This is a genomic window from Streptomyces sp. S.PB5, from assembly GCF_030403745.1.
Lineage (GTDB): Bacteria > Actinomycetota > Actinomycetes > Streptomycetales > Streptomycetaceae > Streptomyces.
Window position 1 is genome coordinate 35,257 of sequence record NZ_JAQMWP010000018.1, and the last position, 25,821, is coordinate 61,077.

Below are 25,821 nucleotides of genomic sequence, written 5' to 3' on the forward strand. Positions count from 1 at the left end.
TCGGGTATCAGTTCGTGTCCGCGACGGGCGTGCGCTGCTCGCCGAGGTCGATGCGGCCGTCAGGGGTCGCGATCGTCGCCGTGATCACGTCGCCCGGGTTCAGGTAGTGCGGGTTCTTGGCCTGGCTCTTGAAGAACGCCTTCCACTTCACCGCCGGGGGCAGCAGTGCACCGATCTTCTCGACGGCCTTCGGCGGCGCCTTCAGGGCCGTGCCGCCGGGAGTACCGGTGAGCAACAGGTCGCCGGCGTCCAGGGTCTGGAAGCGGGCCAGCAGGGTCAGCGCCTGGGCCGGGCGGACGATCATGTCGGCCAGGGTGCGGTCCTGGCGCAGCTCGCCGTTGACGCTCAACTTCAGCCGCAGATCCAGGAGATGAGCGAAGTCCTCCGGCTCCAGCAACGACAGGTACGGACCGGTCGGCGTGAAGGTCGGGTACGACTTGCTCTCGTAGAACTGCGTCTTGGTCAGCTGCACCTCGCGGGCGCTGACGTCGTTGGTGATCACCAGCCCGGCGATGTATGACGGCAGGTCCCGTTCCTCGACGACGGTGCCGACGGGCAGCGGCGCGCCCATGACGAGGCCCAACTCGATCTCGTAGTCGAGGAATTTCACGTGGGAGGGCCGGACGACGGCGTCGCCGGGGCCGCTGACCGAGCCGGATGCCTTGCGGAAGAAGGTGGGCGGGACGTCGCCCTTGAAGCCCGAATCGCGGGCGTGGCTGCGGTAGTTGACCATCTGGGCGACCACCCGGCAGGGCGTGGTGACCGGCGAGAGCGCGACCAGGTCGGCGACGGGTGTGCCCGGTTCGCCGGAGGCGGCGGCCTCACGGACGGCGTCGCGGTCGGCCAGCAGTTCGGCGGTGGTCACGGCCTTGGTGTCGATCGGGACGGCCCGGTCGCCAAGGACGACCCACCAGCCGTCGGCGGTGCGCAGGACATTGGTGCTCATGTCAGTACCTTTGTGAGGGGGATTTGCGTGCGGGGGTCAGGAGTTGGCGGCCTTGAGCAGGCCGAACAGTCGTGCCGGGTCCATCTCGTTGTCGCCGCGCAGGGCCTCGATGACATCGCGGAGCCGCTGCGGGGAGGGGCTCGCGCCGAGGAAGTCGCGGGTGGCGGGCGGCCCCCACTGGGCCAGGCCGCTGGTCGACATGGGCGCCCAGCCGGGCTCGACGTCGCAGGAGAACAGGTCGCCGTCGGCGAAGTGCTCCAGCATGAAGTGGTCGGGGTCGCGCCAGTAGTCGAAGAGCTGGCTGCCCTGGATGTGCCGCCCGATGCCCCAACTGCGCTTGTAACCGCGCTCCTTGAGGTACTCGCCACCGGCGGCGATCGAGTCCAGGTCGGTGACCTGGTAGGCGGAGTGGACATACCCCGTCCCCGGCCCCAGGTGCATGGCCAGGGTGTGGTGGTCGGCCGGTACGCCGCCCAGGTCGCAGCGTATGAACGCCATCGTCGGGCCGCGGTCGCGCTGCCCGTCCAGGAACAGGAAGTCGGACACGATCATCCCGAGGGTGTCCAGGTACCAGTCCAGGGCCCGGCCGAACACCCGCGTCTCCAGCACCACGTGGCCCAGGCGCTGAATGCGGGACGGCTCGCGCGGCGGCCGCTGGGTGGTGTTGGTGCGCCGGTGATCCGTGCCGAAGTTGAGCAGCAGCGGCTGCTGTTCCGGCAGCGCGGGGAGCTGTTCGCCGCAGTGCACGACCCGGACCGGGAAGCCCGACGGATCGAGCAGGTCGACCACCTTGCCGCCGCCGGGAACGTCGCAGTCCCGAACGGACGATCCGGTGGTGCGGGCCAGCCGGTCCAGGTCGGCCCGCTCGGCGGCGCGGAACGCCGGGCCGATGAAGCGAGACGTACGACCGCGCCGGATCACCATGCAGGGCGAGCCCGCGAAGGTACCCCGCAGCCACAGCTCGCTCTCGGTGCGGGCGGCGACGCCGAAGCCGAAGTCGCGGGCGAAGACCTCCGCCCGGTCGAGGTCGGGCTTCTCGAACTCCAGCCAGGCCAGGTCCGCCACCTTGATCACGGGGTTCCGGGAGCGGCCGGGGTGTTCGCCGCGCAGGGCGCCCTGCTCACTGTGGAGGTTCTGGTGGGCCGTGAGGACGTCCCCGTTGACGCGTGTTTCAGACATGGTGCCCTCCGAGCAACATTGCCGTAATGAGGAAATCATCAACTGTGACAGTTCCGTCGTCAAGATGTTCGCCGCAGTAAATGATGAATTCATCAGGACTGCGATCTGTATTGGGTAACGGTTAGACTTCTGCGCATGTCTACGTCAGCCCCGCCCAGCAACCGGTTCGAGCGACGTCGCGCAGAGACCCGTGGAGCTCTCGTGCGAGCGGCCCGGCAGATACTCGCCGAGACCGGCGACACCAGCGCGAGCATCCAGGCGATCGCCGAGCGCGCGGACGTCGGCTTCGGTTCCTTTTACAACCACTTCGACTCCAAGGCGGAGTTGTTCGAGACGGCAGTGATCGACGCCTTCGAGGAGTTCGGGCAGGCCTTCGACGAGCGTCTGACGGGGATCGACGACCCGGCGGAGCTGCTCGCGGCCGGCTTCCGGCTCAGTGCCCGCATGGCCGACTCCCACCCGGAGCTGATGCAGGTCCTGCGCCGCCGTGGCCTCGGGCACATCCACTCGGGCAACGGACTGTCCCGACGCGCCCTGCGTGATCTCCAGGTCGGCATCGCCTCCGGCCGTTTCACCACTCTCGACCCCGTGGTCGCCCTGTCCGCGCTGGGCGGCACCCTGCTGTCCCTGGTGGAACTGCGGTTCGCCCGCCCCGAGGTGGACGGCGACGAGGCCGCGGTCAACCTCGCCGAGATGGTCCTGCGGATGCTGGGCCTGCCCGCGGACGATGCGCACGAGGTAGCCCGACGCCCCTTGCCCGACATCGACTGACCTCACGCGGCCGACGAGTCCGGGTGGAACGTGACCGAGCGGCCTGTGAAGCGGGCGTCGATTCCGTCCTCGGTGGTGCTGACCGACCGCAGCCGGAGCCCTTCGGGCACGTTCTGTAGCGGAATGGGCTCGTCCAGGGCCTTGTCGAGCAGTGATTTCAGCGGCGGGAGCAGCTCGCCCTGCTCCGCGCGTACGTCTGTGAAGGCGATGCGGTTGCCGCCGGCCGCCGAGACGGCCGCGCTCACGGTCACGTCGCCGACGAGCGGCAGACTCGCGGTCGCGTCGACCCGGCCGGACTCGTCCCCCTGTGACACCTGCACACCGAGCGCGCTCGACACGTCCGCGTACGACAGGAACGCGGTCGCTGTGACGCTGTCCGCGTGAGCCTCGTCGGCGCTTCCCGAGGTCTTCAGCCCGTCCATCGCGACCGTCAGCTTCGTCACCGGGAGCGGCCGGGTGGTACCGCTGGCCGGAATGTGGTGGGCGGTCAGGTCCACATGGTCCAGGCTGCCGCGGGCCAGTTGGGTCAGCACAGGAAAGCCGTCGACGTGCACGGCAGGCGGCTCCGCGGTTCCCATGCCGTCCTGGAACGCCTTGGCCGTACGGTTCTCCGCGCGAGCTGCGGCGATCCGGTCGACCGCGACTCCTCCTACCAGCACGGCCACCAGGGACGCAGCGGCGATGATCATGCGCCGCCTGGTCCGGGTCGGGGGGCTCACGTAGACGGAGCCGTCGCCGTAGTAGGGCTCGCCGATGAATTCCTCGTCGGGGCGGGACTGGTACATGTTTCTCCTCTTCGAGTGGTGCTGGGGAAGTGCGCCTACGCGGCGTCGCCCGCGGGCCGGACAAGCCCGTGGACGCACGCCGCGGCGCTGTCTCCGGCCACGCCCATCGCGATCAGGGCGGCGGTCGCGGTGCCGGTTCCGTCATCGCTCCAGACCCCGCTGTTCACGCAGTCGAGAAGCCCTAGCAGGTGCCCCTCCAGCGCCCGGGCAAGGACGACCGGGGGGACGCCGGTCTGGAAGGCGCCCTGCCGTTGCCCCCGGCCGATGATCGCCTCCGCCATGTCCCGCGCGGGGGCCAGGACTTCAGCGAGCCGATCGGCCCCGAGGTCCTGGGGAGCGAGGCGGAGCAGGATGCGGTAGCGATCTCCGACGGGCCACACCGCGAGCACGAAGCGCGCCAGCTCCGTGACGGCATCCGCCGCCGGTGCGCGCGGGACCGCGAGCGCCTGCCGCACGGCCCATGCGGCCTCCTCCACCAGCCCCTCCATCAGTGCGGCCCGGCCGTTGAAGTGGCCATAGACCGTACGGCGTACCACCCCTGCCGCCTCGGCGATGTCAGCGAGGCTGCTGTCGGGGTCACGGTCGAGTTCCTGGCGGGCCGCCTCCAGGATGCGGGCCCGCGTGAGCAGAGTGCGGCTGCGTTCCGGGGCGGCTGTCAGGTGTGCGTGGATCATGTCGAACCTCCGGTGGACGGGGGAGGGTGACTCGATAGTTGCACACCAACGAGCAATAAACTAGTCTGCACATCAACGGGCAATTAGCTGCCTCTGGTGCCGGGCCCCTCTTGGCCCCGTGTGCACCGATCCCATCGATTCCGCACCCCGAAGCCTCCGCTTCACCTCCTGCCGAGGAGCCTGACCATGCCGCTCTTTCCGAACACACCCGTCGAGAAGATGACGGAGCCCTACCACCGGCGCTGGTGGGCCCTGCTGGTCCTGTGTCTGAGCCTGCTGATCGTCGTCATGGCGAACACGTCACTGATCGTGGCCGCCCCCGACATGACCAAGGACCTGGGGCTGAGCAGCAGTGATCTGCAGTGGGTCATCGACGGCTACACCGTCCCCTACGCCGCGCTGATGCTGGTGCTGGGGGCGATCGGCGACAAGTACAGCCGCCGTGGCGCCCTCGTCCTCGGCCTGCTGATCTTCGCCGGAGGTTCGGTGATGGGCGGCCTGGTCGATGAGACGAGCCTTGTCATCACAGCCCGCGCGATCATGGGCGTAGGTGCCGCCGTCGTCATGCCGGCCACCCTGTCGCTGCTGGTCGCGATCTTCCCGCGCGCCGAGCGCGCCAAGGCGATCACCGCCTGGTCCGCGACCTCCGGGCTCGCCATCGCCGCAGGCCCGCTGGCCGCCGGGTGGCTGCTGGAGAACCACGCCTGGGGCTCCACCTTCCTGATGAACGTACCCGTCGCCGTCCTCGGCGTGGTCGGCGCGCTGCTCCTGGTCCCGCCGTCGAAGGCGGAGGGCATGGGCCGCATCGACTACGTCGGCGGTCTGCTGTCGATCGTCTCGGTCGGCTCCCTGGTCTACGCGACCATCGAGGGCCCGCACTTCGGCTGGGGCGTCGGCCCGATCGCCGCGGCCGTCGTCGCCGGCGTAGGCCTGCTGGCCTTCGTCGCCTGGGAGTTGAAGCACCCCAACCCGATGCTGAACGTCCGCAAGTTCACCGAGCGCCCCTTCAGCGGCTCCATGCTCGCGGTGCTGTTCTTCTTCTTCGGCACCTTCGGCTCGATCTACTACTCCACCCAGTTCCTGCAGTTCGTCCTCGGCTACGACGCCCTGGAGACCGGCATCCGCCTGCTGCCGCTGGCCGGAGCCGTGTTCGTCGGCTCCGCCGTCACCGGCAAACTCGCCCCGAAGCTGGGCGTGAAGATCGTGGTCGGCACCGGCATGGTCATCGGCACCGCGGGCGTCTTCCTGCTCACCCAGATCGAGACGGGCTCGACCTACACCGACTTCCTGACGCCCCTGCTGCTGCTCGGCTTCGCCATCGGCCTGAGTCTCGCCCCGGCCACCGACACCATCATGGGCTCCTTCCCCGAGGACGAACTGGGCGTCGGCGGCGGCGCCAACGACACCGCCTTGGAACTCGGCTGCGCCCTGGGCATAGCCATCCTCGGCTCGCTGCTCGCCACGTCCTACAAGGACAAGCTCACCGACATGGTCGGCGGCCACCTCCCGGCCGAGGCCATGGACGTCGCCAAGGACTCCGTCGGCGGTGGCATCGCGGTCGCCGAGCAGGTCGCCAAGAACCCCCAGGGCGGTGCCGAGCAGGCCCAGACCCTGCTGGGAGCGGTGCACGAGTCCTTCGCCCACGCCATCGCCCACACCAGCCTCATCGGCGGCATCATCATGGCCGCCGGGACGCTGATCGTCATCGCCGTCCTGCCCGGCCGGGGGCACACCACCGAGCACGGTGAGGAAGATGCGGCACCGGCTACCGAGGAGCAGACCGAGACCGTGGGCGCCTGAGCCCCGTACACCGGAGGCCGGAACCTGGATTCCGGCCTCCTCCACCCCCAGGACGGGTCGTGCCTTGAGCGGCGCACGGCCCCGGGACGGTGCCGGGAGGGGACACCCGGCACCGTCCCTCTTTTTTGCTGTCGGCCCCTCCGAGGTGAGCCCAACCGGGCCCAGTTCCAGGATGCTTGGCGAAGATCAGGCGCTATGGGGTGGCTTCGGGGGCGGCTTGGTTGGGACCACCGGCCTGACGCCGAGTCGGGCGGTGCGGCGTCGGGGAGCTGGTGATCAATCGGCCTGGGCCGGCGGCGAGATCACGCGGGTTTCCGGGTGGACAAGGCGTTCCGCACCCATGTCTTCTCGTCTGTGGCGACCGCTTCGTTCGGCGTCCCGTTGGCCCTGGTGATCCTCAACCGGGTCGCGATGGTGCAGGCCGAGGCGGCGGAAACACGTACAGGCCGGCCTCGACGAAATGCGCCGTGCGGCCAAGTCTTTCGCGTACGAGGCACGCATCATCGAAGACCTGGTCCAGCCACTCGGGGACCCGGTCAGGCGGGCGGAGTCAACCTGCCCATGATGACGTGGCGGCGCCGGCCCGGCGGTACCGCACTGGCCACGACGCTGGCGCGGCGCAGAAGGGCCCTCAACCGCGCATGGGCGGTTGAGGGCTTCACGCTGTCGGGTGGCAGCGACGTCTCACTGGCCGCCGTTCGTCGCCTCCGGCGTCGTCGCCGTGTCGTCGTCAGGCGTCCCGTCGTCCGACGGCGTGTCCTGGGCCTCCTCGGTGACGACGACCACCGTGCTGCCCTCCTCGACCTCGCTCCCGGCCGCCGGGGTGCTGGAGGTGACCACGGCGTCGGAGGCCTGGGAGTACCCGGAGGCGACGGTCACCTGGAGGCCGAGGCCACCCAGTTCGTTCTGGACCTCGGCAAGGGTCTTGCCGATGATGTCCGTCGGAATCTGCACGGTCTGCACCGACTTGGCGATCTGGACGTCGACCGACGAGCCGGGCTCGACTGCATCTCCCGCGGTGATGCTCTGTTCGACGACGGTGCCGGCCGCCGCGCTGCTCTCCACCTCGGTGGTGTCGCCCAGCTCGAGGTCGTGCTCGGCGAGCAGCTTGCGGGCCTCGTCCAGGGTGCTGCCGGTGAGGTCGGGAACCGTGGCCTTCTCGGCCTCCTTGGCCACCGTGAGGGTGATCTCGGTGCCCTTCTCGACGCTCTCGCCGCCTGCCGGATCCTGCTCCAGGACGGTCCCGGCGTCCTCGGGGGACACCTTGTGCCGGAGCTTCACCTTGAAGCCCTTGTCCTCCAGGATGCGGGACGCGTCGTCCTCGTCCTTGTCCGTGACGTCCGGCACCTCCACCTTCGGCGCGCCGGTGGAAACCGTGACCGACACCGCCTCGCCCTTGTCGAGCCGACCGTCCAGCGGCGTCTGTTCGCAGATGTGTCCCTTGGGCTGGTCCGCGCAGGGCTCCTTCTTGGTGACGGTGAGCGTGAGCCCGACGTTGTCCGCCGTACGGCGGGCTTCCTCCAGGGTCTGGCCGACGAGATCGGGTACGTCCGTCTTGCCGTCGTCGGCCGTACCGCGCCCGAACATGAACCAGCCGAGCACGAGTGCCGCGACGACGACCGCGACACTCATCCCGATCAGCGCGGCAGTGCCTCTGCGGCGACCTCTCTCCGCTGCGTCATCGCCGTCGGGCTCCTCGTCGCCGCCGTCGAACGCCCGGTCCGGGACGGTCTGCGCCGCGAGGTACGCCTCGATGTCGGCGAGCATCTCCTGCGCGGACTGGTAACGGTGCGCAGGGTCCTTCGTCAGAGCCCGCAGGACGATGTTGTCGACCTGGGGGCCGGCCTCGGGGTTGTAAAGGCTCGGCGGCCGTGGTTCCTCCTGAACGTGCTGGTACATCACCGCCATCGGCGAATCGCCGGTGAACGGCGCGCGCAGGGTGAGGAGTTCGTACAGAAGGCAGCCCACCGAGTACAGGTCGGAGCGGGCGTCGATGGTGTGTCCCATCGCCTGCTCCGGGGAGAGGTACTGCGCGGTGCCGATCACCATGGAGGTCTGAGTCATGCCGACGTCCCGCGCGTCACGGGCGATGCCGAAGTCCATGACCTTCACCTGGCCCGACCAGGTCACCATGACGTTGGCCGGCTTGATGTCCCGGTGCACGATGCCGTGCTGGTGGGAGTGTGCGAGCGCCTCCAGAACGCCGGCCGTCACCTCCAAAGCGCGTTCGACGGTCAGCGGCGGTCCGGAGTACAGGGCCTCGCGCAGGGTGGTGCCGTCGACGTACTCCATCACGAGGTACGGCAACTGCGCCCCGTACGAGAAGTGTTCGCCCGTGTCGTAGACCGCGGCGATGGCCGGATGGTTGAGCGAGGCGGTGGACTGTGCCTCCCGCCGGAATCGCTCCTGGAGTGTCGGATCGTGGGCGAGGTCGGTGCGCAGCGTTTTCACCGCGACGCCGCGGTCGAGCCGGAGATCGTGCGCGAGATGCACCTCGGCCATGCCTCCGGAGCCGAGGAGCAGCCGCAGTTCGTACCTGTCGCCGAGGACCGTCACCGGCGCAGGCTGGGAGAAGGCCAGATCATCTGGTCCACCGAAGTTCATGGACAAGATAATTGCACATTCAGGGGCAACTAAAGAACTGGGGGCGGACATGGAGAGACCCCGGTGCGACGCACCGGGGTCTCTCCATGTCGGACTGCGGGGCGATCTCACCCCTCGGCGGCGGCCACCTCGTCGACGACGATCTGCGCCCGCTTCTCCGGCACACCGGCCGCGATGAGCGTGGTGACGGCTGCCCGGGTGCCGTCGTCCTCCAGCGCCCCGGTGTTGACCTCCTCCAGCAGGGCGACCGTCATCGCCTCCAGACCGGCGCCCAGCACCGTGGCCGGCAGCTGGGTGTGGAAGATGCCGTCCCGTTGTCCCTGCTCCACGATGGCCGTGACCCTGACCCGGGCGGGCTCCAGGATCTCGGCGACACGGTCCATCCCGAGGTCCCGTCGGGCCAGCGCCAGGAGCATCCGGTAGCGGTCGCCCACGGGCCAGAGCGACAACGTGAAGTGGGCGAGCGCCCGGTCAGCCGGTTCCGTCACCCCCGCGCCGACCGCGACGGCGGCCTGGAGCGCCTCGGCGGCCTCTTCGGCCAGCGCGTCCAGCAGTGCCGCTCGCCCGGGGAAGTGCCCGAACAGAGTGCGGCGTACGACGCCGGAGGCTCGGGCGAGTTCCTCCAGGGTGATGTCGGGGTTCCGGCCGAGCTCCTGGCGGGCGGTGGCGAGGATGCGGGCCCGGTTGGATCGTGCGTTGCGTCGCTGGGGCACGCGGCCGACGGGCTGGGACACGAAAGGAACCTCGAAGAAGCCAGGGCGGAGAATGGACTTCTCCATTCTGGCACGCGAGTCCCGACCGACGCGCGGACGCATCCGGGGTCGGTCGGGACTTGGTCAGGCGGGCAGCTCCTTGATGTCGGACGGCTCCTGCGGCTCGATGCCGTTGAAGCGGTGCCGGAAGTCGCTGGACGCGGGGTACGCGGCGCGCCGGGAGCGCATGATCGAGCCCAGCGGGCGGTGGGCCTCCAGGGCGTGCCAGGGGCTGAAGGAGAGGACGTCGTCGGCGTAGCGGCGGCGGGCGTCGCTGTAGGCGTCCTGGGCGGGCAGATGCAGCACGGCCACGGTCTGGTGCGGTGACAGTTCCTCGGGCCACAGGACCGAGGCGTCCTCCACCGGCATCCGGCCGATGTCCGTACAGAGCTGGGCGCGGATGTCGTACTCGGCGCTGTTGTCTGCGAAGAAGTCGATGACGAGGTCGCGCAGGGCCGACTCGCCGGCCTTCTTGTCGACGCGGCTGCCGGTGAGGGCCCTGACGCTCGCCGAGCGGGGCGCGGCGGACATCTTCGCCACGTGATCGCCGTAGCGCAGCGCGGCCATGGAGTGGAAGGTCTCGCCGAGGATGTGGTCGTTGGCGGCGGCCAGGGTCTCGACGGCGGGCGGAAGCGGACGTCCGACGCTCGTGAGGGCCTTGGCGGCCACTCGGGCGGCCGCGCCGGTGAGCTGGAGCTGCTGGTCGCTCTGGCCCGGCTGTTTCTCCAGGATGCCCTGGAGTTTGGCGTATTCGGCGATGTTGCCGAAGGGCAGGGTGGGGTGGTTGACGAGGAGGAAGTCCTGGGTGTTGAAGCCGTCGTCGAGGGCGCGGGGCCCCGGGGCGCCGATCACCTTCATCGCGAGGCCGCGCTGGACGGGCACCTGGTCGGAGCGCAGGTCGCCGGGGGCGGAGGAGAAGCGGACGATCACCGGGTAGCTGACCGGTTCGGCGAAGAGGCCCTGGGCGAGGTGAGCGGGCAGGCCGGGCTGGATGCGCAGCTCACCGGCGAGGACGCCGTGGCTCTTGGCGTGGGCGTCGCGCAGGCCGTGCCGGTGTTTGTCGGCGACCTGCTGGTTGGCCTTGCCCATGGCCGCGACGACCTGGCGGACGAGTTCGTCCTCGTCCGGAAAGGGCTGTTCGAGGTCAGGGCTGTAGGGGACGTACGAGGTCATGGGGGAGTGCCTCCGCGCGAGGTGGGGGGTCAGTTGCTGCTGAGCCAGCGGATGGCGGACAGGCTGGGCATGAAGAAGTACTCGCCGCCGAGGAGGGTGTTGAAGGACTGAATGTTCTGCACCCTGCGCGGCGGAGTCCCGGGCACGGTGAAGTAGGCGCCCTTGTCCTGGAGCGAGATCATCGGGTCCTTCTCCTTGCCCAGGCCCATGAAGTTGCCGGAGCCGACCCATTCGCTCTGCAGGAACTCGACGTTGTCGATGGCCCGGGCGCCGAGGGCGATGAAGTCCAGGCCGCGCGGTGTGCCGTCGTCCTTGAGGCGGTCCGGGGGCAGCGGGGTGCCGTAGGAGGTGCCGCGTCGGATGATCCGGCGGATGTTGACGTCGCTGAGGACCGTCAGCTTGGTGTCGCGCGGGTTCATCCGGCGGATGTGCGAGCCGAGCGGGGTGCGCAGCCCGCGCGGGTCGGCGGAGTAGTCGAAGTCGTTGATCCGGTTCGGGTCCTCGCCGATCGCGGGGGTGTCGCGCTCCGGGGTCAGGGCGAGCGGTGCGCCGCTGCGCCAGCGGCCGACCAACTTGGCCGCCAGCAGCTCGCGTTCGGCCTCGGTGGAGGCGTTGTCGTGCAGCCACTTGTTGAAGGCCGCGACGTGGGAGTGGTACTTGCGGAAGACGACGTACGTGCCGTTGCGGCCCAGGACGTCCGGAGCCGGTACGGGCAGCGGTACGCCGGTCTCGCTGGGGTAGCCGAGGACGAACTCACCGGCCTTGATGGGCCGTCCGTCGCCGGGCAGGGGTTCGGCGCCACTGCCCTCGACCACCGGCTGGCTGAAGCCGTCCCGGTAGCCGAAGACGTTGAACCCGTCGGCCGCGAAGTCCTGGTGCGACAGCAGCTTTACGCCAGGGACCTCGCCCAGTTCCTTTTCGTACGCGGCGACTTCGGCCCGCCAGTCGTCCTCGCTCGCGGCGAACACCGTGACGGCGACATGCACGCGCGGGGTGCCGAAGGGGAACTCCCAGCGGTCCGGCGCGTTCACGCCGGTGTCCCGCAGCCGCTCGGCGCGGGCGGCCATCCCGGCGCGGAAGTTGGCCGGGAAGGAGGCCAGTGAGGTCTCCGGCAGCCCCAGTGCGACCAGACCCTGGTAGCTGAGGGCGAGGGACAGCCAGGACGGCTGCGGTTCGTCCCAGCGCGCCGCCGAGGTCACCCTCGGCGCCAGTCGGCGCAGCAGTTCCCTGCCCGCGGCCGGTTCGGTGATCTCCAGGATCGCGTGGGTGCCGAAGTAGGGCTCGGGCCGGGCCCGCAGCAGGGTCGCCTGGATGTCGTCGAGGTCCAGGGTGGGCGGGCGGCGCAGCCGCCGGAACAGCGGGGAAGGCATGGTGCGCCTGCCTTCAGTTGAGGTCCGACAGGAAACGCTGCACGGCGGCCTCCTGCCGCTTGAGCCGGTGGCCCTCCGCGACGGTGAGGCCCGGGTGGGCGACGAACCACGCCTCCGCCGGGATCTGGTACTTGACGATGAAGTCCTTCACGTCCGGCGAGGTGATGCCGGGCCAGCCCTCGACGTTGCTGAACAGGTAGTCCATGAACTCGGGGATCTTGGTGGCGAAGTCGTCGATGTAGGGATCCCACTCGCCGTCGAAGGCGGTCGCGAACAGCAGCTTCGTGTCGTTGTCGAGGAACACGAACCGCATGTTGTGCAGGGTGCCGACCTGGCCTGCGCCCGCCAGGTTCCCTCCGACCAGGCCGAAGAACTTTCGCAGCCGCGCTGCGCCGTTCGGCTTCAGCGGCAGGATCGTCGTCAGCTCGGACACCTCACCGCTCTTGGCGCCGATCCGGCCGGCGGTGGTGACGGCGTGTTCGGCCATCTCCGCCTTGTCGGCCAGCACCTCGGCGGCCTTGAGCTTGAGAGCGATCATCGCGTCCGACAGTGCGGTGTCGACCTTCTCGCGGATGGCGTCGGGGAACTGCTGGAACTTGGCGTGCAGGTCTGTCTCGCTCATGGCGCCTCTCTTTGGGCGTGGGGCGGCAATGCATCACGTACCGCCACAAATAGGCCATCGCAGGGTGACGTGCAAGCGGGATGAGACCCGCTTTCTGACCACCTCCGCATAACTGATTACATCATCAGTTCGCCGTTCTGGCTTGTCAACGCGCTACTCGCAGGTAGTCACATGGCTCACGCCACTATGAGACAGGTTGACCCACAGTGCCTCTGTGGGTCATCGTGTCTCACAGGTGGCGCACCTCAACCCACCCATCACCCGAAGGAGCTCCCGATGGCGGATCACTTCTCCGGACCGCGCATCCTCTCCGACCCTGCGTCGGACGTCGCTGGGGTCTTCACCTTCGCCACGCCCGGTCGGATCCCCGGCAGCGACGAACCGCTCCAGCTGGGCACCTGCACCACGTCCAACGATGAGCAGGTCCTGTTCCTGGCCGCCGACGCCACGCAGAAGCTGGCCCTCCGTCCCGGCGCGGACAACGTCCTCGAAGGGATGAACGTGCTGAGCATCGTCGTGGAGGTGGACCCCGAGGTGGTGTTCGGCCTGGACCGCGGCCCCTGCTCGGTGTCGTGGGCGAGACCGTGACCTCCGGCGGGCGCCCGGTCCATCTGGAACGCATGGGCCGCCCCGAGGTCAAGAACGTCGTCCTGGCGAGCAAGGGCTACGACCTCGTCAACAGTGACCTGGAGATCCGAGACCTCTACAACGAGGAGGATGCCTTCGCTCCACGACCGGACTACGCCGAGGCCTACCGGGCGCGGTTCAACGCCAACCTGGCCTTCTTCGACTGTCTCGACGGAGAGCTCCTCCGGCCGCCGGACGATCAGGGCACCCACCCGCTGACGGAACTCCTCCTGGCCGACTTCCTTGTCGTCGACATCTCCAAGCCGTTCGCCGGGACAGCTGCTTCGAGATCGAGACCGCGCTGCTCGCCGGACGCCCCCACGCAACCTGCGGTGGCCGTGCGCCCAACGACGACATCGTGGACACCCTCTACACACTCCTGGTGGGCGGCGTCGGCGGCCCGCGCATCAGTGACGGCGTCGACCAGGCCACCCGGCCGGCCACACACGAATTCCCGTACCTCGTGGCCCCCAACCCGAACCCGCCGGACCTCATGACGGTGATGACCGCGCTGCTCGCCCCGCCGGAGCCCGAGGTGGAAGCGGCATGACGGACCGGCCCGTGCGGGCCGACCAGGAGCCGGTCAGGACCAACGGCACCCTGGCCTTGGTGAACCTGTCGGCCCAGATCGACGGTATGGCGGCACCCGTGCGCCGGGCGGCCCCGACCGCGCCACTCGGCGTCGCACAACCAGCGGTCCTGGCCGACCTCCTTACACTCCGCGGACACCTCCTGGGCCGCGTCGCCGACTACGAACGGGCCGCACAGCTCTCCGAACACATGGTGCGGAACACACCTGACGACAGCGTCAGCCTGCTGGCCCGGGCCCGCACCCGGGCGCCCCTGCACCGGTTCGCCGAAGCCATGACCGACCTCGACGCGGCGGGCCGGACCGGCGTGGAGCAGGCCGCCCTGGACGCTGAACGGGCGTCGATCCTCCAGGCGGTCGGCCCTGGCCGTCCTCCAGCCGGAGCGGCGCGAGACCGCCGTTTTCACCGCCACGTCGTTGCCGCCTCACGCAACAGCGGCCTGACCGACCTGTACGGGCACTTGACCGACGGGCCGCGCGAGACACTGCAGACCGTCGTCAACTCCCCCTGTCCGGCGCCATATGCCACCAGGCTCCGGCGCACACGGCAATCGTCGCCGCGATCGAGGCCGGGGGCGGTGAAGCGGCCGAACTCGCTGCCGCCCTGTGCCCGGTACCAGCCGCTGACTGCACTGGAAAGCAACTGCCCCGGCCACACCGGGGCACAGAACAAGGAAAGCTGACATGAGTAATCTGTTCGACCTCACCGGCAGCACGGCCGTCGTGACCGGATCCAGCCGCGGCATCGGGCTGGCCATCGCCCGCACTCTGTTGGCCCAGGGTGCGAGCGTCCTCGTCCACGGGTACGACAAGGCCGAGACCGCCGCCGCGCTCAAGGCCCTGCGTGAGCAGTATCCGCAGGCCGTCGGCGAGCGGCCCCGGATTGCTGCCCTCGCCGGCGATGTGACCGACGCAGTTCTCGCGCGCAGCCTGGTGGCCGAAGCGGTCCACGTCTTCGGGCGCATCGACCACCTGGTCTGCAACGCGGGCATCGACATCATCAAGCCCGCCGTCGAGTACACCCCCGAGGAGTGGGACCGCATCCTGGCGGTCAACCTGCGCGGCGCCTTCCTGCCCGCCCAGGCAGTCGCCCGCCACTGGATCGCCCAGGGCAGCGGCGGATCGGTCACCATGACCTCCTCCATCGCCGGCACGGTCGGTATCCCCGCCCTCGCGCCGTACGCGGCCAGCAAGGGCGGTATCAACCAGCTCGTGCGCACCCTCGCAGCGGAATGGGCAGAGCACCACATCCGCGTCAACGCGGTCGCGCCCGGCTACGTCGCCAACATCATGGACAGCGTCACCGCCCACGACGACCCCGCCTCCGACCGGCGCATCAACCTCTTCACTCCGCTCGGCCGCCGGGCCACCGTCGAGGAGATCGCCGCCCCCTACGCCTTCCTCGCCTCGCCTGCCGCCGCCTACGTCACCGGATCCGTCCTGGCCGTGGACGGCGGCTACACCGCGACCTGACCACCCCGGTTCCCCCCTTGGCCAGGACGGCGTCCGCACGACGCCCGATCGCTCTGCTGTCGAAGAGCGCGACGTACTACCCGGCACTGACGCTCCGGGTCGGACGGCGGTATCAGGAATCCGTCAGCTCATTGACCTCAGCGGCCGCCGACTCCCGGAAGTCGACGACAGCTTCGCCGTTGGTTCGCGCCCACTCCGTCAGCATCACGATCGGCTCCTGGAGTGTCCGGCCCAGCGCGGTCAGGCTGTACTCGACCCGCGGTGGCGCTTCGGCGTACACCTGCCGGTCGACCAGGCCGTTGCTCTGGAGGCGGCGAAGGGTCTGTGTCAGTACCTTGCGCGAGATCCCGCCGGACAGCGTGACGAGTTCGCTGTGTCTCTTGGGTCCGCCGGTGAGAGCGAACAGGACAAGCACGGACCACTTGTTGGCGATGATCTCGATCGCCAGCCGTGCGGGGCAGTCGGCGAGGAACACCGTCCCCGCTTCCAGGTCCTTTGCCGCGCTCGCCAGGTCGGCTGCGGTCATGTTCACGAGCCGGACGTTACCATTTGGTACCTATCGGCTTCCTAACGTCGATGTCATGGAACTTCACTCCGGCCAGAGCCGCCCGACGGCCACGCTCGACCGTCAGGTCATCGCCGTCAAGCCCATCACCGTCCCCACCACCGACCGCGGCATCGACCTGCAGGTCAAGGTCACCGCACCGGTCGACGGGGGAGACCTGCCCGTCATCGTCTTCTCCCATGGCAACGCCTGGTCGATGGACGGTTACGAACCCCTCGCCGACCGGTGGGCCGCTGCCGGGTTCGTCGTGGTGCAGCCCACCCATCTGGACTCCCGCCGTTACGGCATCGGTTTCGACGATCCTCGTTTCGCCACCATCTGGCGTGTGCGCATAGCCGATCTGCACGGTGTCCTGGACGGCCTCGGTGACATCCTCGACCAGGTCAGCGGTCTGGCTGCGCGCGTCGACCGCGATCGCGTCGCCGTCGTCGGGCACTCCTGGGGAGCACAGACCGCCGGAGCCCTCCTGGGCGCCCGCGTCCTCGACGCAGAGGGCAACCCGGGAGAGGACTTCTCCCACCCCGCCGTCAAGGCGGGGGCGCTCATCGCGGCGGCCGGTGCCGGGGACGCCCCGACGCCCTTCGCGCTGACGTATCTCCCGTTCGCCCGCCCGGACTTCTCCGGCATGACCATTCCCGCCCTGGTCATCGCCGGCGGAAAGGACCAGTCGGCGATGACTACCCGCGGACCGGAATGGTTCACCGATGCCTACCACCTCAGCCCGGGCCCGAAGCGACTGCTCGCCATCGCCGAGGGTGAGCACCTCTTCGGCGGAATCTCCGGCGAGGGCGCCAAGGACACCACCGACGAGGACCCTGCACGCGTCGTCCTCGTCGCCGACGCCGTCTCCGCCTACCTGCACGACGTCCTCAGCGCCGACGCACGAAGCTGGCAGGCGCTGCAGGAACAGATCCGGCACAGCGCCGGCGCTTCGAGTGTCGAGAGCAAGTAGGCGCTTCGGGTCCTGACTCGCGATCGGGCAGGTCGGTCCCGAGACCCGGGCCCATGCCGCCGAACTCGAGCCCACCGGGTTGCGTCCGGGGTGTCGCGGCCCTGGCTGGCAGCCGGGGCCGCAAGGTACTGCCGTTGCGGCAACCGGCTGTTCGACTCGGTGGTGACGGAGCATCAGCCCAACGGGAACGTTCAGCGCGAATGTCCAGTCGTGGAAGCGCCGTTGGGTGACAAAACTCGATGTGTGAGATCCGTCCGTTCCGGGGCGGGGATGCGGCGGTTATGTCGATCAACGGGCGAGAATGATGTGTGAGGGGGATGTGAAGACAAGGGGGCAACTGTGGCGGCGGACGGGGTGGTTGGGGGCGCCGGGTTCGGGGTGCCGTTGCTGAGCCGGTCTGTTGAACTGGCCCGGTTCGACGAACTGCTCGACCGTGCCGCCCGCGACGCCCTTGGCACGGCGAAGGGACCGGAAAGCCGTGACAGGGGCCGATCCCAGCTCGTCGACATCACCGGTGCGGCAGGCATCGGCAAGAGCAGGCTGCTGGGCGAGGTCTGCGCGCGGGCGCGCCGACGCGGATTGACCGTACTGCGCGGCAGAGCCACCGAGTTCGAGCGGCAGGTGCCGTTCCAGGTTTTCTCCGACGCGCTCGCCGACCTCGACCCGCGCACCCTGGACGGCTTCCAGGAGACCGACGCGGTGGCACCCCTGCTGCAGCGCAGCGTCGCCCAACAAGGCGACGCGGCCGACCGTTTCGGGCTGCACCGGTCCACGGCGGCGCTGCTCGCGCGGCTCGCCGCCCCGTCCGGGCTGCTGCTGGCCCTCGACGACGTGCACTGGGCGGACTCCGCGTCACTGGAACTGCTGGATCATCTCGTACGCCATGCCGTGCACGCCCCTGTCGTCCTGGCTGTGACGCGCCGGGACCGCCAGAGCCCCGAGTCGCTCGCGGCCAGGCTCGCCCGGGGAGTCGACGACGGCACGGTGGTCAGACTCGGACTGGGGCCGCTGAGCGCACGCGACTGCGCCGAACTGGCCGGCCCTGGCATGTCAGCCGCCGATACCGCCGCACTGTATGCCGCGAGCGAAGGCAACCCGCTGTATTTCCTGACCCTTTTGCAGGCCCGCCGCGGGGGTACGACGCCCGAGTCCTCGTCGCCACCCGGGCTCGGCGCGCTGCTGCTGGAGGAACTCACCGCGCTCACCCCCTCCCAGCGCGGCATCGTCGAGGCCGTCGCAGTGCTGGGCGAGCACGCGACCCCGGCGATGCTGGGCCGGGTGACCGGCCGCTCCGGCACCGCTTTCACCGACGACGTCCACGCCCTCACCCACCGCGATCTGCTGCGCTCCGACCCGCAGGGCCTGCTGACCCTGCGGCATCCGGTCGTCCGCACGCTCGTCCACGAGAGCACACCCTTCCTGAGACGCGTCGACATCCACCGGCTCGCCGCCGAGGAGCTTGCCCTCGCCGGTGCCTCCGCCGCCGAGCGGGCCCACCATGTGGAGCGGTCGCTGACCGCCTGGGACCCGGCAGCGGTGGCCGTACTCGAGGAGGCCGCCGCACGGACGGCCCGCACGGCCCCGGCGAGTTGCGCCCACTGGCTCGACGTGGCGCTCCGCCATCTTCCGCACACTGCCGAACACACCCGCCGACGGCGCGAGTTGACGTTACGGCGGGCCCGCGCCCTGGCCGCGTGCGGGGGGTTGCGCGAGAGCCGTGATCTGCTCCAGGAGCTCATAGCCACCCCGTCCCGGTCGTCCAGCGGCCCCGCCACCGGTGAGGACCAGGACCTCAGGGTTCGCGCGGTGGTTCTGTGCGCGCTGGTGGAGCGTCACCTGGGGCGCTGCACCGAGGCCGTCGCACTGTTGCGCCGCGAGCTGGCCCGCGGACCCGCACCGGCCGATGTCGTCCGGCTCGGCCTGGAACTCGGCTCAGCCGCGCCCCAGGGCAACGGCACCTCGTACCCCCAGGTCCGAGCCGAGGTCGAGGCGGCGCTCGCGGCGGCCCGGTCGATGGGGGACGAGGCCGGTGAGGCGGGCGTCCTCGCGGTCGCCGCTCTGGGGGAGGCGTACGAGGGCAACATGACCGCGGCCCACGAACTTGCCCGGCAGGCCGCCGCCCTGGTCGACTCGCTGCCCGACAACGACCTCACCGCTCTGTGCGAACCTCTCGCCAGGCTCGGCTGGGCAGAGGCCTTTCTGGAGCACTACCCGGACGCGGAACGGCACGCCGAGCGCGGCCTCGACATCGCCCGCCGCAGCGGCCAGCTCTACGTCATGCCTCACCTGCTGCTCTGTCTCTCTCATGTCCGGGTGCAGACCTGCCGCGTCTCCTCGGCGGTGGACGTCGCGGACCTCGCGGAAGACATCGCCCGCGGCATCGGCAGCGACCAACTGCTCGCGTTCGCCCTGGCGAGCAAGGCCTCGGCGCTCGTCGCCGCCTGCCCGCCGGGCGATCCGCGTCCCCTCGCCGTCGCCGAGGAGGCGGTGGCCGCGGCCGATACCGGGGTGAACTGGTGGGCCTCCACCGCCTGGTGCATCTACGGCTGGGCGGCCCTCATGGCCGGCGATCCGGTCGGCGCCAGGGATGCGCTGCTCCAGGCGGGCGGCCCCGAACTGCACCGGATCCAGCCCTCGATGCGGCCGCTATACCTGGAGATCCTGGTCACGTCCGCACTGGTCACAGGGCGGCCTGAGGAGGCCCGTGAGTGGGCCGAACGGGCCCGGAAGGAGGCGGAACAGCTGGGGCTGCCGATGCAGCGGGCCTCCGCGCTGCGCAGCACCGCCCATCTGCCGCTGGCGCAGGGGGACACGGCAGCGGCGGCGGACCTGTTCGCCCAGGCTGCGGTGGAGAGCGCCCGCTGCGGGGCGGTCTTCTGGGAGTCCCTTTCTCTGCTGCTCGGCGCGCCGCTGGAAGCGGCGGCGGGCCGTGGCCGTGACGGCACGCTCGCCTGGGTGAGGGGCCGGCGGCTCGCCGAGGCGGGCGGCAGCGGGATGCTGCTTGGCCTCGCCGACGCCGGCCGTCCGCCCGACGGCGGATCCGAGGCCGCGTACGGCTCGCCCGACCGCGCCGAACTCGCGGGGCGGCTGGCCACCCTGACCGCCCGGGAGTTGGAAATAGCCGAGCTGGTGGCCCAGGGCCTCACCAGCCAGGCCATCGCCGACCGGCTGTACGTCAGCCGGCGTACCGTCGACACGCATGTCTCCCGCGCCTTCCGCAAGACCGGGGTCTCCTCCCGCACCGCCCTGGCCACTTTGATGACCCGGCGCCGCACCGGGCACCGCTTCGTGGAGGCCAGGCCGGATCAGAGCTGATCCGGCCTGGGCACTGCTCGCCTACTTGACGTCGATGAAGTCGCCCGTGGCCGTCGCGGAGCCGGTGGTGGAGGTGCCCGCGAAGGCGAACCGGTAGTAACCGTCGGAGGTGGCCTTGACGGTGGTGCTCAGGTTCCCCGTCGAGTTCGTCTTGACGGTCTTCAGGGTGGTGTAGGTGCTGCTGCCCTTCTTACGGAACTGCAGCTTCACCGGCTGGGCCGCGTAGCCCGCGTACTTGCCCGTCGTCCAGTTGGCGCGGCTCAGCTTGCCGGTGACCGTGATGGTCTTGCCCTTCTTCACCGGCTCCGGGGAGGCGTTGGCGGTGAGTTTCGCGGCCCGCTTGAACTTGGTCCTGGCGACGTCGTCGTTGTAACTGGCGTTGGCGTACAGGTCGTAGGCGCCGAGAAAGAGCTTCCAGGTACCGGCGGTGCCGTTGTCGTCCTTGAAAGCGGTCGCGGGGTCGATGGTGAAGACCGTCTTGCAGCTGTAGCTCCAGCCGCCCTCGGCCGGTGACTCCGTGCAGACGGGGTAGTCGTCCGACTGGAACGCGCCGGTGATGGTGTCCGTGCTCGAACTGTCGGTGCCCTGCCACAGGAACGCCTGGGTGAGGGCGACGCCTTCCGCGTCGAAGGCGCTGAACGTGACGGGAACGGCCTTCTTGCCCGTCACTCCGAGGACGATGTCCTTGCCGCCGTTGACGACGCCGTCCGAAAAGGTGGTGCCGCCCAGCGCGTCCTGCGGCTCGACGCCTTCGGAGACGAAAGCTCCGAAGGGCGTTGCCGCCCCCGGGTGCTGTGCCGCCTGTGCGGCGCCCGGGAGGGCGAGCGCCGAGACTACGGCAGTGCTGGTGAGGACGGTGGCCGTGGTACGCATGCGCATGCAGTTCTCCATGGGGAGGTCGGTGTCCTGGTGGACTGTCTTGGTGGCAGGGCCTGCTGATGTGGTGAAGACGTCGGCGCGCGTTCGGATGCCCGCGGCGGCAGGTCAGGGTGTGGGGGAGCGGAGGATGTCCTCAAGGTCCCAGCTGTAGCTGGGCGACGGGTAGCGGCCCGTTGGGTACAGGTCCGTCGGCTCGGCGCTCGGCGCGGGCACGTCGGCCGGGTCCGCGGTGGGGCGGCCGTCCCGGCTGCACACCTGTGGTGCCGAGGGTACGGAGAGCTCGTGGTCGGCGACCCGCTCCGAACGGAATTCGACCGTGTCGCGGTCCCAGATGTCCTGGGTGCCGCCGACCTCGACCTCCTTGGGCAGTTCCTTGCTCTTGAGCGGTACCCGGTCCACGGACTCCGCCGTCGTCCAGCCCTTGTTGTCGTGACAGCCTGAGGCTCCGGTCGGATACGGGGGAGTGGGGGACGGTGTCGATGACTCGGTGACCTCCGTCGCGCTTGGGGTCGGATCCCCGTAGGCGGAGGTGTCGTCGCCGCCCGAGCACCCCGCGGTGAACACAACAGCCAGAGCGGAACGATTCGCCCCGGGCGCGCGCCTCACCGGCCGATCCAGTTCTCGGCCTCCGCGGAGCTGCCCGCTCTCACACCCGGTGTCGTCATGAACACAAGGAAATGGCATGGATGCCGGGAACACGTCGGTAGGAGTACGTATTCCATGTACGTAGGGGCCGCCATGGCGCACGTCCCGCCAGGACCTTTCCGCTGCTGTCGTGTTGTCTGCGGCGCTGCCTGGTGCGGTCGACGGGCCCCTGCGTCGCCCAGGCCTCGGTCGGGTCAGTTACGGGGATGCCGTCTCTGCGCGGGGTGGCTGGCTCAGCGGTCTTTGCCGAGGGCGAGGAGATCAGTGAACTGTCGCCGGCGCTGACCAGTTCCTCGTAGGTGCCCCGTTCGACGACTCGGCCTTGGTCCATGACAAGGATGTGGTCGGCGAGCCGGGTGTTCTCCAGCTGATGGGTCACGACGATCGTCATGCAGTGCGGGGCCAGGCGCCGGATCTGGGCGTAAGGCACGTTCTCGGTCTGCGTGTGAGGTGGCTTCCGGCCGCTTCTTCGGATCACCTTGCTGCCTGGATGACGATGGCGGCGAGGTGACCCGAAAGAAGCACCCGGAGCCGTTTCGAAACCCAGTGGATCCTCCGCTGCGGGCGAGGCGGAATCCGCGGGGAATCGGGGCGAGGGGGAGCTTGTTTGGACGTGTTCGCATGTGCCGTGTGTGGCACGGAGCTGACTGCGCCGGTGTCTCGGGTCGTCCTCCCCGTCCACACTCACCACGGGGGTGGGAGGAACTCCATCCCCCTCTGATGGAGCCCGCGACGTACGCCGTCGATCCCCGGCTGCCCGGCAGGGCGTGTACGCGCCGGTGTACGCCGTCTCGTTCGGCGCGCGGAACAGGATTGTCATCGCCCCCGGCGACTCCCGGTCCATGGCCCTGATCCCCGAGAAGTGTGAGGGCTACTGCCGAGGGGGGACGGCCGGGCAGGCCCGAACCTGGCGTGCGAGGGATGCGGGCGGGCCGTGGCGACCCGCATGGACGACTGCGGATTGTGGCAGACAGCGTGGATGGAGCCTGCCGCGGCCGTACGCCGCTCTTCGGGGCTCCCTGCCGGTTCGCCTCCCGGCTGGGAGGACCTGGAGCGCACCGAGCACCGCGTCCCACCCGTCGAACCTGACGGGTCGTGGAGCCGCCGTAGGGAGGCGGCGGTCGGGGTCGCGCCGGCCCACTTCGTGGTGGCCACCGAGGGCCGCCCGGTCACCCTCCCCGCCGGCCGCGTCGCCGAGTTGCTCGGCCACGCCGTCGGCCGGTACCTCCCGGGCGGGCCTGTTGCCCGGTCCGTGGGGTTGGCCGGCCCGGGGATCCGCCCGCCCCGACCTCGTCCCGACGTCCTGCTCGTCCCCCGCCACCCCCTCACGGGCGCGCCTTGGCGCCGGCCTGGCGACGAGGGGGCTGTGGTGCCGCTGGACAGCGGAGTCTGGGCGTACCTCGCCGACCCGGGCGAGACCTCACCGATGCCCGCGACCGGGGTCCTCCCCGAAGGTGTCCTGCGCGACGACTACCCCCTGCCGCCGCGCCCCTGGTACCCGCTGACACCCCACCACCGCGCCTTCGAGGACACCCCTGGTCGGGCTGCCCGCCGTACGTGCCCCCGGCTACGCAGGTATCGCGACGCGTACCGCCAGGTATTTCCGTGCGTCCGTCCGCATACGAGGACAGAAGGCTGCACACCCGGCCGATGCCCGCCGCCACCATCACCTGCACCCTCTGGTGGTAGGGACCGGCGCCCAGTTGAGGAACTGTCCCGCCGGTCTCCTGGCTCGGGCGTGGGACACCAGCCGCTGGAAGATCAGTGGGGTTGGCTGGTCGAACGGGGCCTGAGCGGGTGATCGCAGTGCGGTCGACGCGTGAGAACAGGGCTTCGCGGCAGCTCGCAGGTGCGTACCGGCCCGAGAGCGCCGCGATGCCCTGTTGTCGTCGTTGTCGTTTTCGCCCGTGCCGCCCACCGTGACGTGCGATGCGAGCCTTGAGTTCTCCGGGCAGAGAAAGGCCTCCAGATCGCCGTTCGCAGCGACGATGTCCCGGACCCCGGAGTCGCCGAACGAGCCGGTCACCGCGCCCCGGCCGGCGACGACCAGGGCGTGCCCATCGCTTCCGTCGCCCGCCACCGCGGTGAACTCCTCGGCATCCCGACTACGACGGCCCACGCCCGTGCTGCCGCGCTGGTCAACAGCACGTCGATTTTCAGCCATGCCTCTACGACGTCCCTGCACGGAAATGTACTTCCCAACAGGATCATGAACCTGACATCTTGCTCCCACCACTCGTTTCGTACGGCCCGGCCGGTGCCATCAGCGCAGCCGGGTCGTCTTCGGAGGACGCATTGATACCCCACAGATCCAGCCGCTCCAGACGCACGCTGGTGCTGGCGGCCACGCTCGGCGCCACCCTCGCGTTCGGCGCCCCGGGCGCCCTCGCGGGCACGCTCCCGGTCGTCCCCGCCGCCGCGCCGGCCGCCAAGGCCCACGCGCCGGCCGCCGCGCCGGCTTCGCAGAGCGCGGACTGGGTGGCCGGCACGCGTGCCTACCTCGTGATCACCGCCCCCGGTGACAGTTCGGCGGTCCGTTCCGCGATCGCGGCCAACGGCGGCACCGTCTTCTCGAACTTCGACGCCATCGGCGTGATCGTCGCCCACTCGGCGTCCAGCGGATTCGCCGCCACCATGCGCGGCGTCGCCGGCGTGCAGCAGGTCGGCGCCACGCGTACCTCGGACGTCCCGGCCGACGCCTACAGCCCGGCGCTTCCGGCCAATCCGTCTCAGGCCTCGACCCCGGCCGGAGAGCCGGTCCGGGCCGACATGAGCCAGATCAAGGCCGACCAGGCCTGGGCCGTGAACCCGGGCTCCGCCTCCGTCACGGTCGGCATCCTGGACACCGGTGTGGACGACCAGCACCAGGACCTGGCGCCCAACTTCGACGCGGCCGACTCGGTCTCCTGCGCTTACGGCAAGCCCGACACCCGTGCCGGCGCCTGGCGGGACGTCGACACACACGGCACCCACGTGGCGGGCACCGTCGCCGCGGCCAAGAACGGCAAGGGCGTCGTCGGCGTGGCCCCCGGAGTGAAGATCGCCGCGGTCCGGGTCGCCGAGCCGGGCACCTCCCTCTTCTTCGCCGAGAACACCATCTGCGGCTTCGTCTGGGCCGGTGACCACGGCTTCAAGGTCACCAACAACAGCTATTACACGGACCCGTGGCAGTTCAACTGCCCGGACAACATCGACCAGGCCGCCATCATCGAGGGCGTCAAGCGCGCCCAGGAGTACGCCGAGAGCAAGGGCTCCCTCCAGGTCGCCGCCGCGGGCAACGAGAACTACGACCTCGCCCACAAGACGACCGACTCCGCGAGCCCGAACGATTCGACGCCGGTCACCCGCACCATCACCAACGCCTGCCTCGACATCCCGACCGAGCTGCCGGGCGTGGTCACGGTCGCGGCCAACGGCACGGGCGTCACCAAGGCCTCGTTCTCCAACTACGGTCAGGGCGTCATCGACATCGCGGCGCCGGGCAGCAGCGTGTACTCCACCGTCCCCGGCGGCAGCTACGGCAGCAAGAGCGGCACCTCGATGGCTTCCCCGCACGTGGCCGGCGTGGCGGCGCTCATCGCCAGCGCCAACCCGGGCATCACCCCGGCGGAGATCCGCGCCAAGCTGGCCGCCCAGGCCAATGACATCGCCTGCCCCTCGGACAGCCGCTGCACGGGCACGACGGCGAACAACTCGTTCTTCGGCGAGGGACAGGTCGACGCGCTCAAGGCCGTCGGGGCCACCCCGCCGCCCGGCAAGTACTTCGAGAACCTCGCGGACTTCACCATCAGCGACAACGCGACCGTGGAGAGCCCGATCGCCGTCACCGGTGTGACCGGCAACGCCCCGGCCACCCTCAAGGTGGGTGTGGACATCAAGCACACCTACATCGGTGACCTGAAAGTCGACCTGGTGGCGCCGGACGGCACCGTCTACACGCTGCACAACCGCACCGGCGGCAGCGCCGACAACATCGCCCAGACCTACACCGTCAACGCCTCCTCGGAGGTCGCGAACGGCACCTGGAAGCTGCGCGTCAACGACAACGCCGCCTCCGACACGGGCAAGATCGACGCCTGGAACCTGACCTTCTAGCGCAG

Annotated in this window: 22 protein-coding genes; 9 read left to right on the forward strand and 13 right to left on the reverse strand. The window is 69.9% G+C overall.

The window, feature by feature from the left end; genetic code table 11:
* Positions 1-7: 7 nt before the first annotated feature.
* Both PH203_RS37200 and PH203_RS37205 read right to left on the reverse strand, forming a co-directional pair.
* Positions 8-946 (reverse strand): fumarylacetoacetate hydrolase family protein, encoded by a 939-nt coding sequence (locus PH203_RS37200; RefSeq protein ID WP_289925964.1) that lies wholly within the window; start codon positions 944-946, stop codon positions 8-10.
* 36 nt (positions 947-982) lie between these two features.
* A complete protein-coding gene (locus PH203_RS37205) occupies positions 983-2,125 on the reverse strand; it encodes a VOC family protein (protein WP_289925965.1) in 1,143 nt (380 codons plus the stop codon).
* A 135-nt stretch (positions 2,126-2,260) separates the two neighbouring features.
* Between PH203_RS37205 and PH203_RS37210 the strand changes: the two genes are divergently transcribed.
* Positions 2,261-2,896, forward strand: coding sequence for a TetR/AcrR family transcriptional regulator (locus PH203_RS37210; RefSeq protein WP_289925966.1), 636 nt, complete (start codon positions 2,261-2,263; stop codon positions 2,894-2,896).
* 2 nt (positions 2,897-2,898) lie between these two features.
* Here PH203_RS37210 and PH203_RS37215 read toward each other — a convergent pair whose 3' ends face one another.
* Positions 2,899-3,681, reverse strand: a complete 783-nt coding sequence (locus tag PH203_RS37215; protein ID WP_289925969.1) for a DUF2993 domain-containing protein — start codon at positions 3,679-3,681, stop codon at positions 2,899-2,901.
* A gap of 35 nt (positions 3,682-3,716) precedes the next feature.
* Entirely contained in the window at positions 3,717-4,355 is a 639-nt protein-coding gene (locus tag PH203_RS37220; RefSeq protein WP_289925970.1) for a TetR/AcrR family transcriptional regulator, read from the reverse strand.
* Positions 4,356-4,541: 186 nt separating this feature from the next.
* Between PH203_RS37220 and PH203_RS37225 the strand changes: the two genes are divergently transcribed.
* Positions 4,542-6,155 (forward strand): MFS transporter, encoded by a 1,614-nt coding sequence (locus tag PH203_RS37225; RefSeq protein ID WP_289925971.1) that lies wholly within the window; start codon positions 4,542-4,544, stop codon positions 6,153-6,155.
* A gap of 684 nt (positions 6,156-6,839) precedes the next feature.
* Here PH203_RS37225 and PH203_RS37230 read toward each other — a convergent pair.
* From PH203_RS37230 to PH203_RS37250, 5 genes are all read right to left on the reverse strand, one after another.
* Positions 6,840-8,759, reverse strand: a complete 1,920-nt coding sequence (locus PH203_RS37230; RefSeq protein ID WP_289925975.1) for a PASTA domain-containing protein — start codon at positions 8,757-8,759, stop codon at positions 6,840-6,842.
* 107 nt (positions 8,760-8,866) lie between these two features.
* A complete protein-coding gene (locus PH203_RS37235) occupies positions 8,867-9,493 on the reverse strand; it encodes a TetR family transcriptional regulator (RefSeq protein ID WP_289925976.1) in 627 nt (208 codons plus the stop codon).
* Between the two features lie 102 nt (positions 9,494-9,595).
* Positions 9,596-10,684: a catalase family protein gene (locus PH203_RS37240; protein WP_289925978.1), complete on the reverse strand. Its 1,089-nt coding sequence runs from the start codon at positions 10,682-10,684 to the stop codon at positions 9,596-9,598.
* 29 nt (positions 10,685-10,713) lie between these two features.
* Positions 10,714-12,054 (reverse strand): Dyp-type peroxidase, encoded by a 1,341-nt coding sequence (locus PH203_RS37245; RefSeq protein WP_289925980.1) that lies wholly within the window; start codon positions 12,052-12,054, stop codon positions 10,714-10,716.
* A gap of 13 nt (positions 12,055-12,067) precedes the next feature.
* Positions 12,068-12,676 carry a hypothetical protein gene (locus PH203_RS37250; RefSeq protein WP_289925983.1) on the reverse strand — a complete coding sequence of 203 codons (609 nt, stop codon included), beginning with the start codon at positions 12,674-12,676 and terminating at the stop codon, positions 12,068-12,070.
* A gap of 276 nt (positions 12,677-12,952) precedes the next feature.
* Here PH203_RS37250 and PH203_RS37255 point away from each other — a divergent pair, with 276 nt between their 5' ends.
* Genes PH203_RS37255 through PH203_RS37270 form a run of 4 tightly spaced genes read left to right on the forward strand, consistent with a single transcriptional unit; the run spans position 12,953 to position 15,365 of the window.
* Positions 12,953-13,264 carry a hypothetical protein gene (locus tag PH203_RS37255; protein WP_289925985.1) on the forward strand — a complete coding sequence of 104 codons (312 nt, stop codon included), beginning with the start codon at positions 12,953-12,955 and terminating at the stop codon, positions 13,262-13,264.
* Complete coding sequence (locus tag PH203_RS37260) at positions 13,249-13,800, forward strand: hypothetical protein (RefSeq protein WP_289925987.1); 552 nt, start codon at positions 13,249-13,251, stop codon at positions 13,798-13,800. The genes PH203_RS37255 and PH203_RS37260 overlap by 16 nt, the downstream gene beginning before the upstream one ends.
* A gap of 49 nt (positions 13,801-13,849) precedes the next feature.
* Complete coding sequence (locus PH203_RS37265) at positions 13,850-14,575, forward strand: hypothetical protein (RefSeq protein WP_289925989.1); 726 nt, start codon at positions 13,850-13,852, stop codon at positions 14,573-14,575.
* A gap of 1 nt (position 14,576) precedes the next feature.
* A complete protein-coding gene (locus PH203_RS37270) occupies positions 14,577-15,365 on the forward strand; it encodes an SDR family NAD(P)-dependent oxidoreductase (RefSeq protein WP_289925990.1) in 789 nt (262 codons plus the stop codon).
* Between the two features lie 112 nt (positions 15,366-15,477).
* Here the strand turns inward: PH203_RS37270 and PH203_RS37275 are convergent, their stop codons facing one another.
* Positions 15,478-15,891 carry a helix-turn-helix domain-containing protein gene (locus PH203_RS37275; protein ID WP_289926215.1) on the reverse strand — a complete coding sequence of 138 codons (414 nt, stop codon included), beginning with the start codon at positions 15,889-15,891 and terminating at the stop codon, positions 15,478-15,480.
* 55 nt (positions 15,892-15,946) lie between these two features.
* Here PH203_RS37275 and PH203_RS37280 point away from each other — a divergent pair, with 55 nt between their 5' ends.
* The gene (locus PH203_RS37280; protein WP_289925991.1) at positions 15,947-16,882 is read left to right on the forward strand and encodes an alpha/beta fold hydrolase; all 936 of its coding nucleotides are present in this window, start codon (positions 15,947-15,949) and stop codon (positions 16,880-16,882) included.
* Positions 16,883-17,266: 384 nt separating this feature from the next.
* The gene (locus PH203_RS37285) at positions 17,267-20,197 is read left to right on the forward strand and encodes an AAA family ATPase (RefSeq protein WP_289926217.1); all 2,931 of its coding nucleotides are present in this window, start codon (positions 17,267-17,269) and stop codon (positions 20,195-20,197) included.
* Positions 20,198-20,218: 21 nt separating this feature from the next.
* Here PH203_RS37285 and PH203_RS37290 read toward each other — a convergent pair whose 3' ends face one another.
* From PH203_RS37290 to PH203_RS37300, 3 genes are all read right to left on the reverse strand, one after another.
* The gene (locus PH203_RS37290) at positions 20,219-21,076 is read right to left on the reverse strand and encodes a hypothetical protein (RefSeq protein ID WP_289925992.1); all 858 of its coding nucleotides are present in this window, start codon (positions 21,074-21,076) and stop codon (positions 20,219-20,221) included.
* Positions 21,077-21,181: 105 nt separating this feature from the next.
* Positions 21,182-21,475, reverse strand: coding sequence for a hypothetical protein (locus PH203_RS37295; RefSeq protein ID WP_289925994.1), 294 nt, complete (start codon positions 21,473-21,475; stop codon positions 21,182-21,184).
* A 262-nt stretch (positions 21,476-21,737) separates the two neighbouring features.
* Positions 21,738-22,112, reverse strand: a complete 375-nt coding sequence (locus PH203_RS37300; protein ID WP_289925996.1) for a hypothetical protein — start codon at positions 22,110-22,112, stop codon at positions 21,738-21,740.
* A gap of 1,943 nt (positions 22,113-24,055) precedes the next feature.
* Here PH203_RS37300 and PH203_RS37305 point away from each other — a divergent pair.
* Complete coding sequence (locus PH203_RS37305; protein ID WP_289926218.1) at positions 24,056-25,816, forward strand: S8 family serine peptidase; 1,761 nt, start codon at positions 24,056-24,058, stop codon at positions 25,814-25,816.
* Positions 25,817-25,821: the final 5 nt, after the last annotated feature.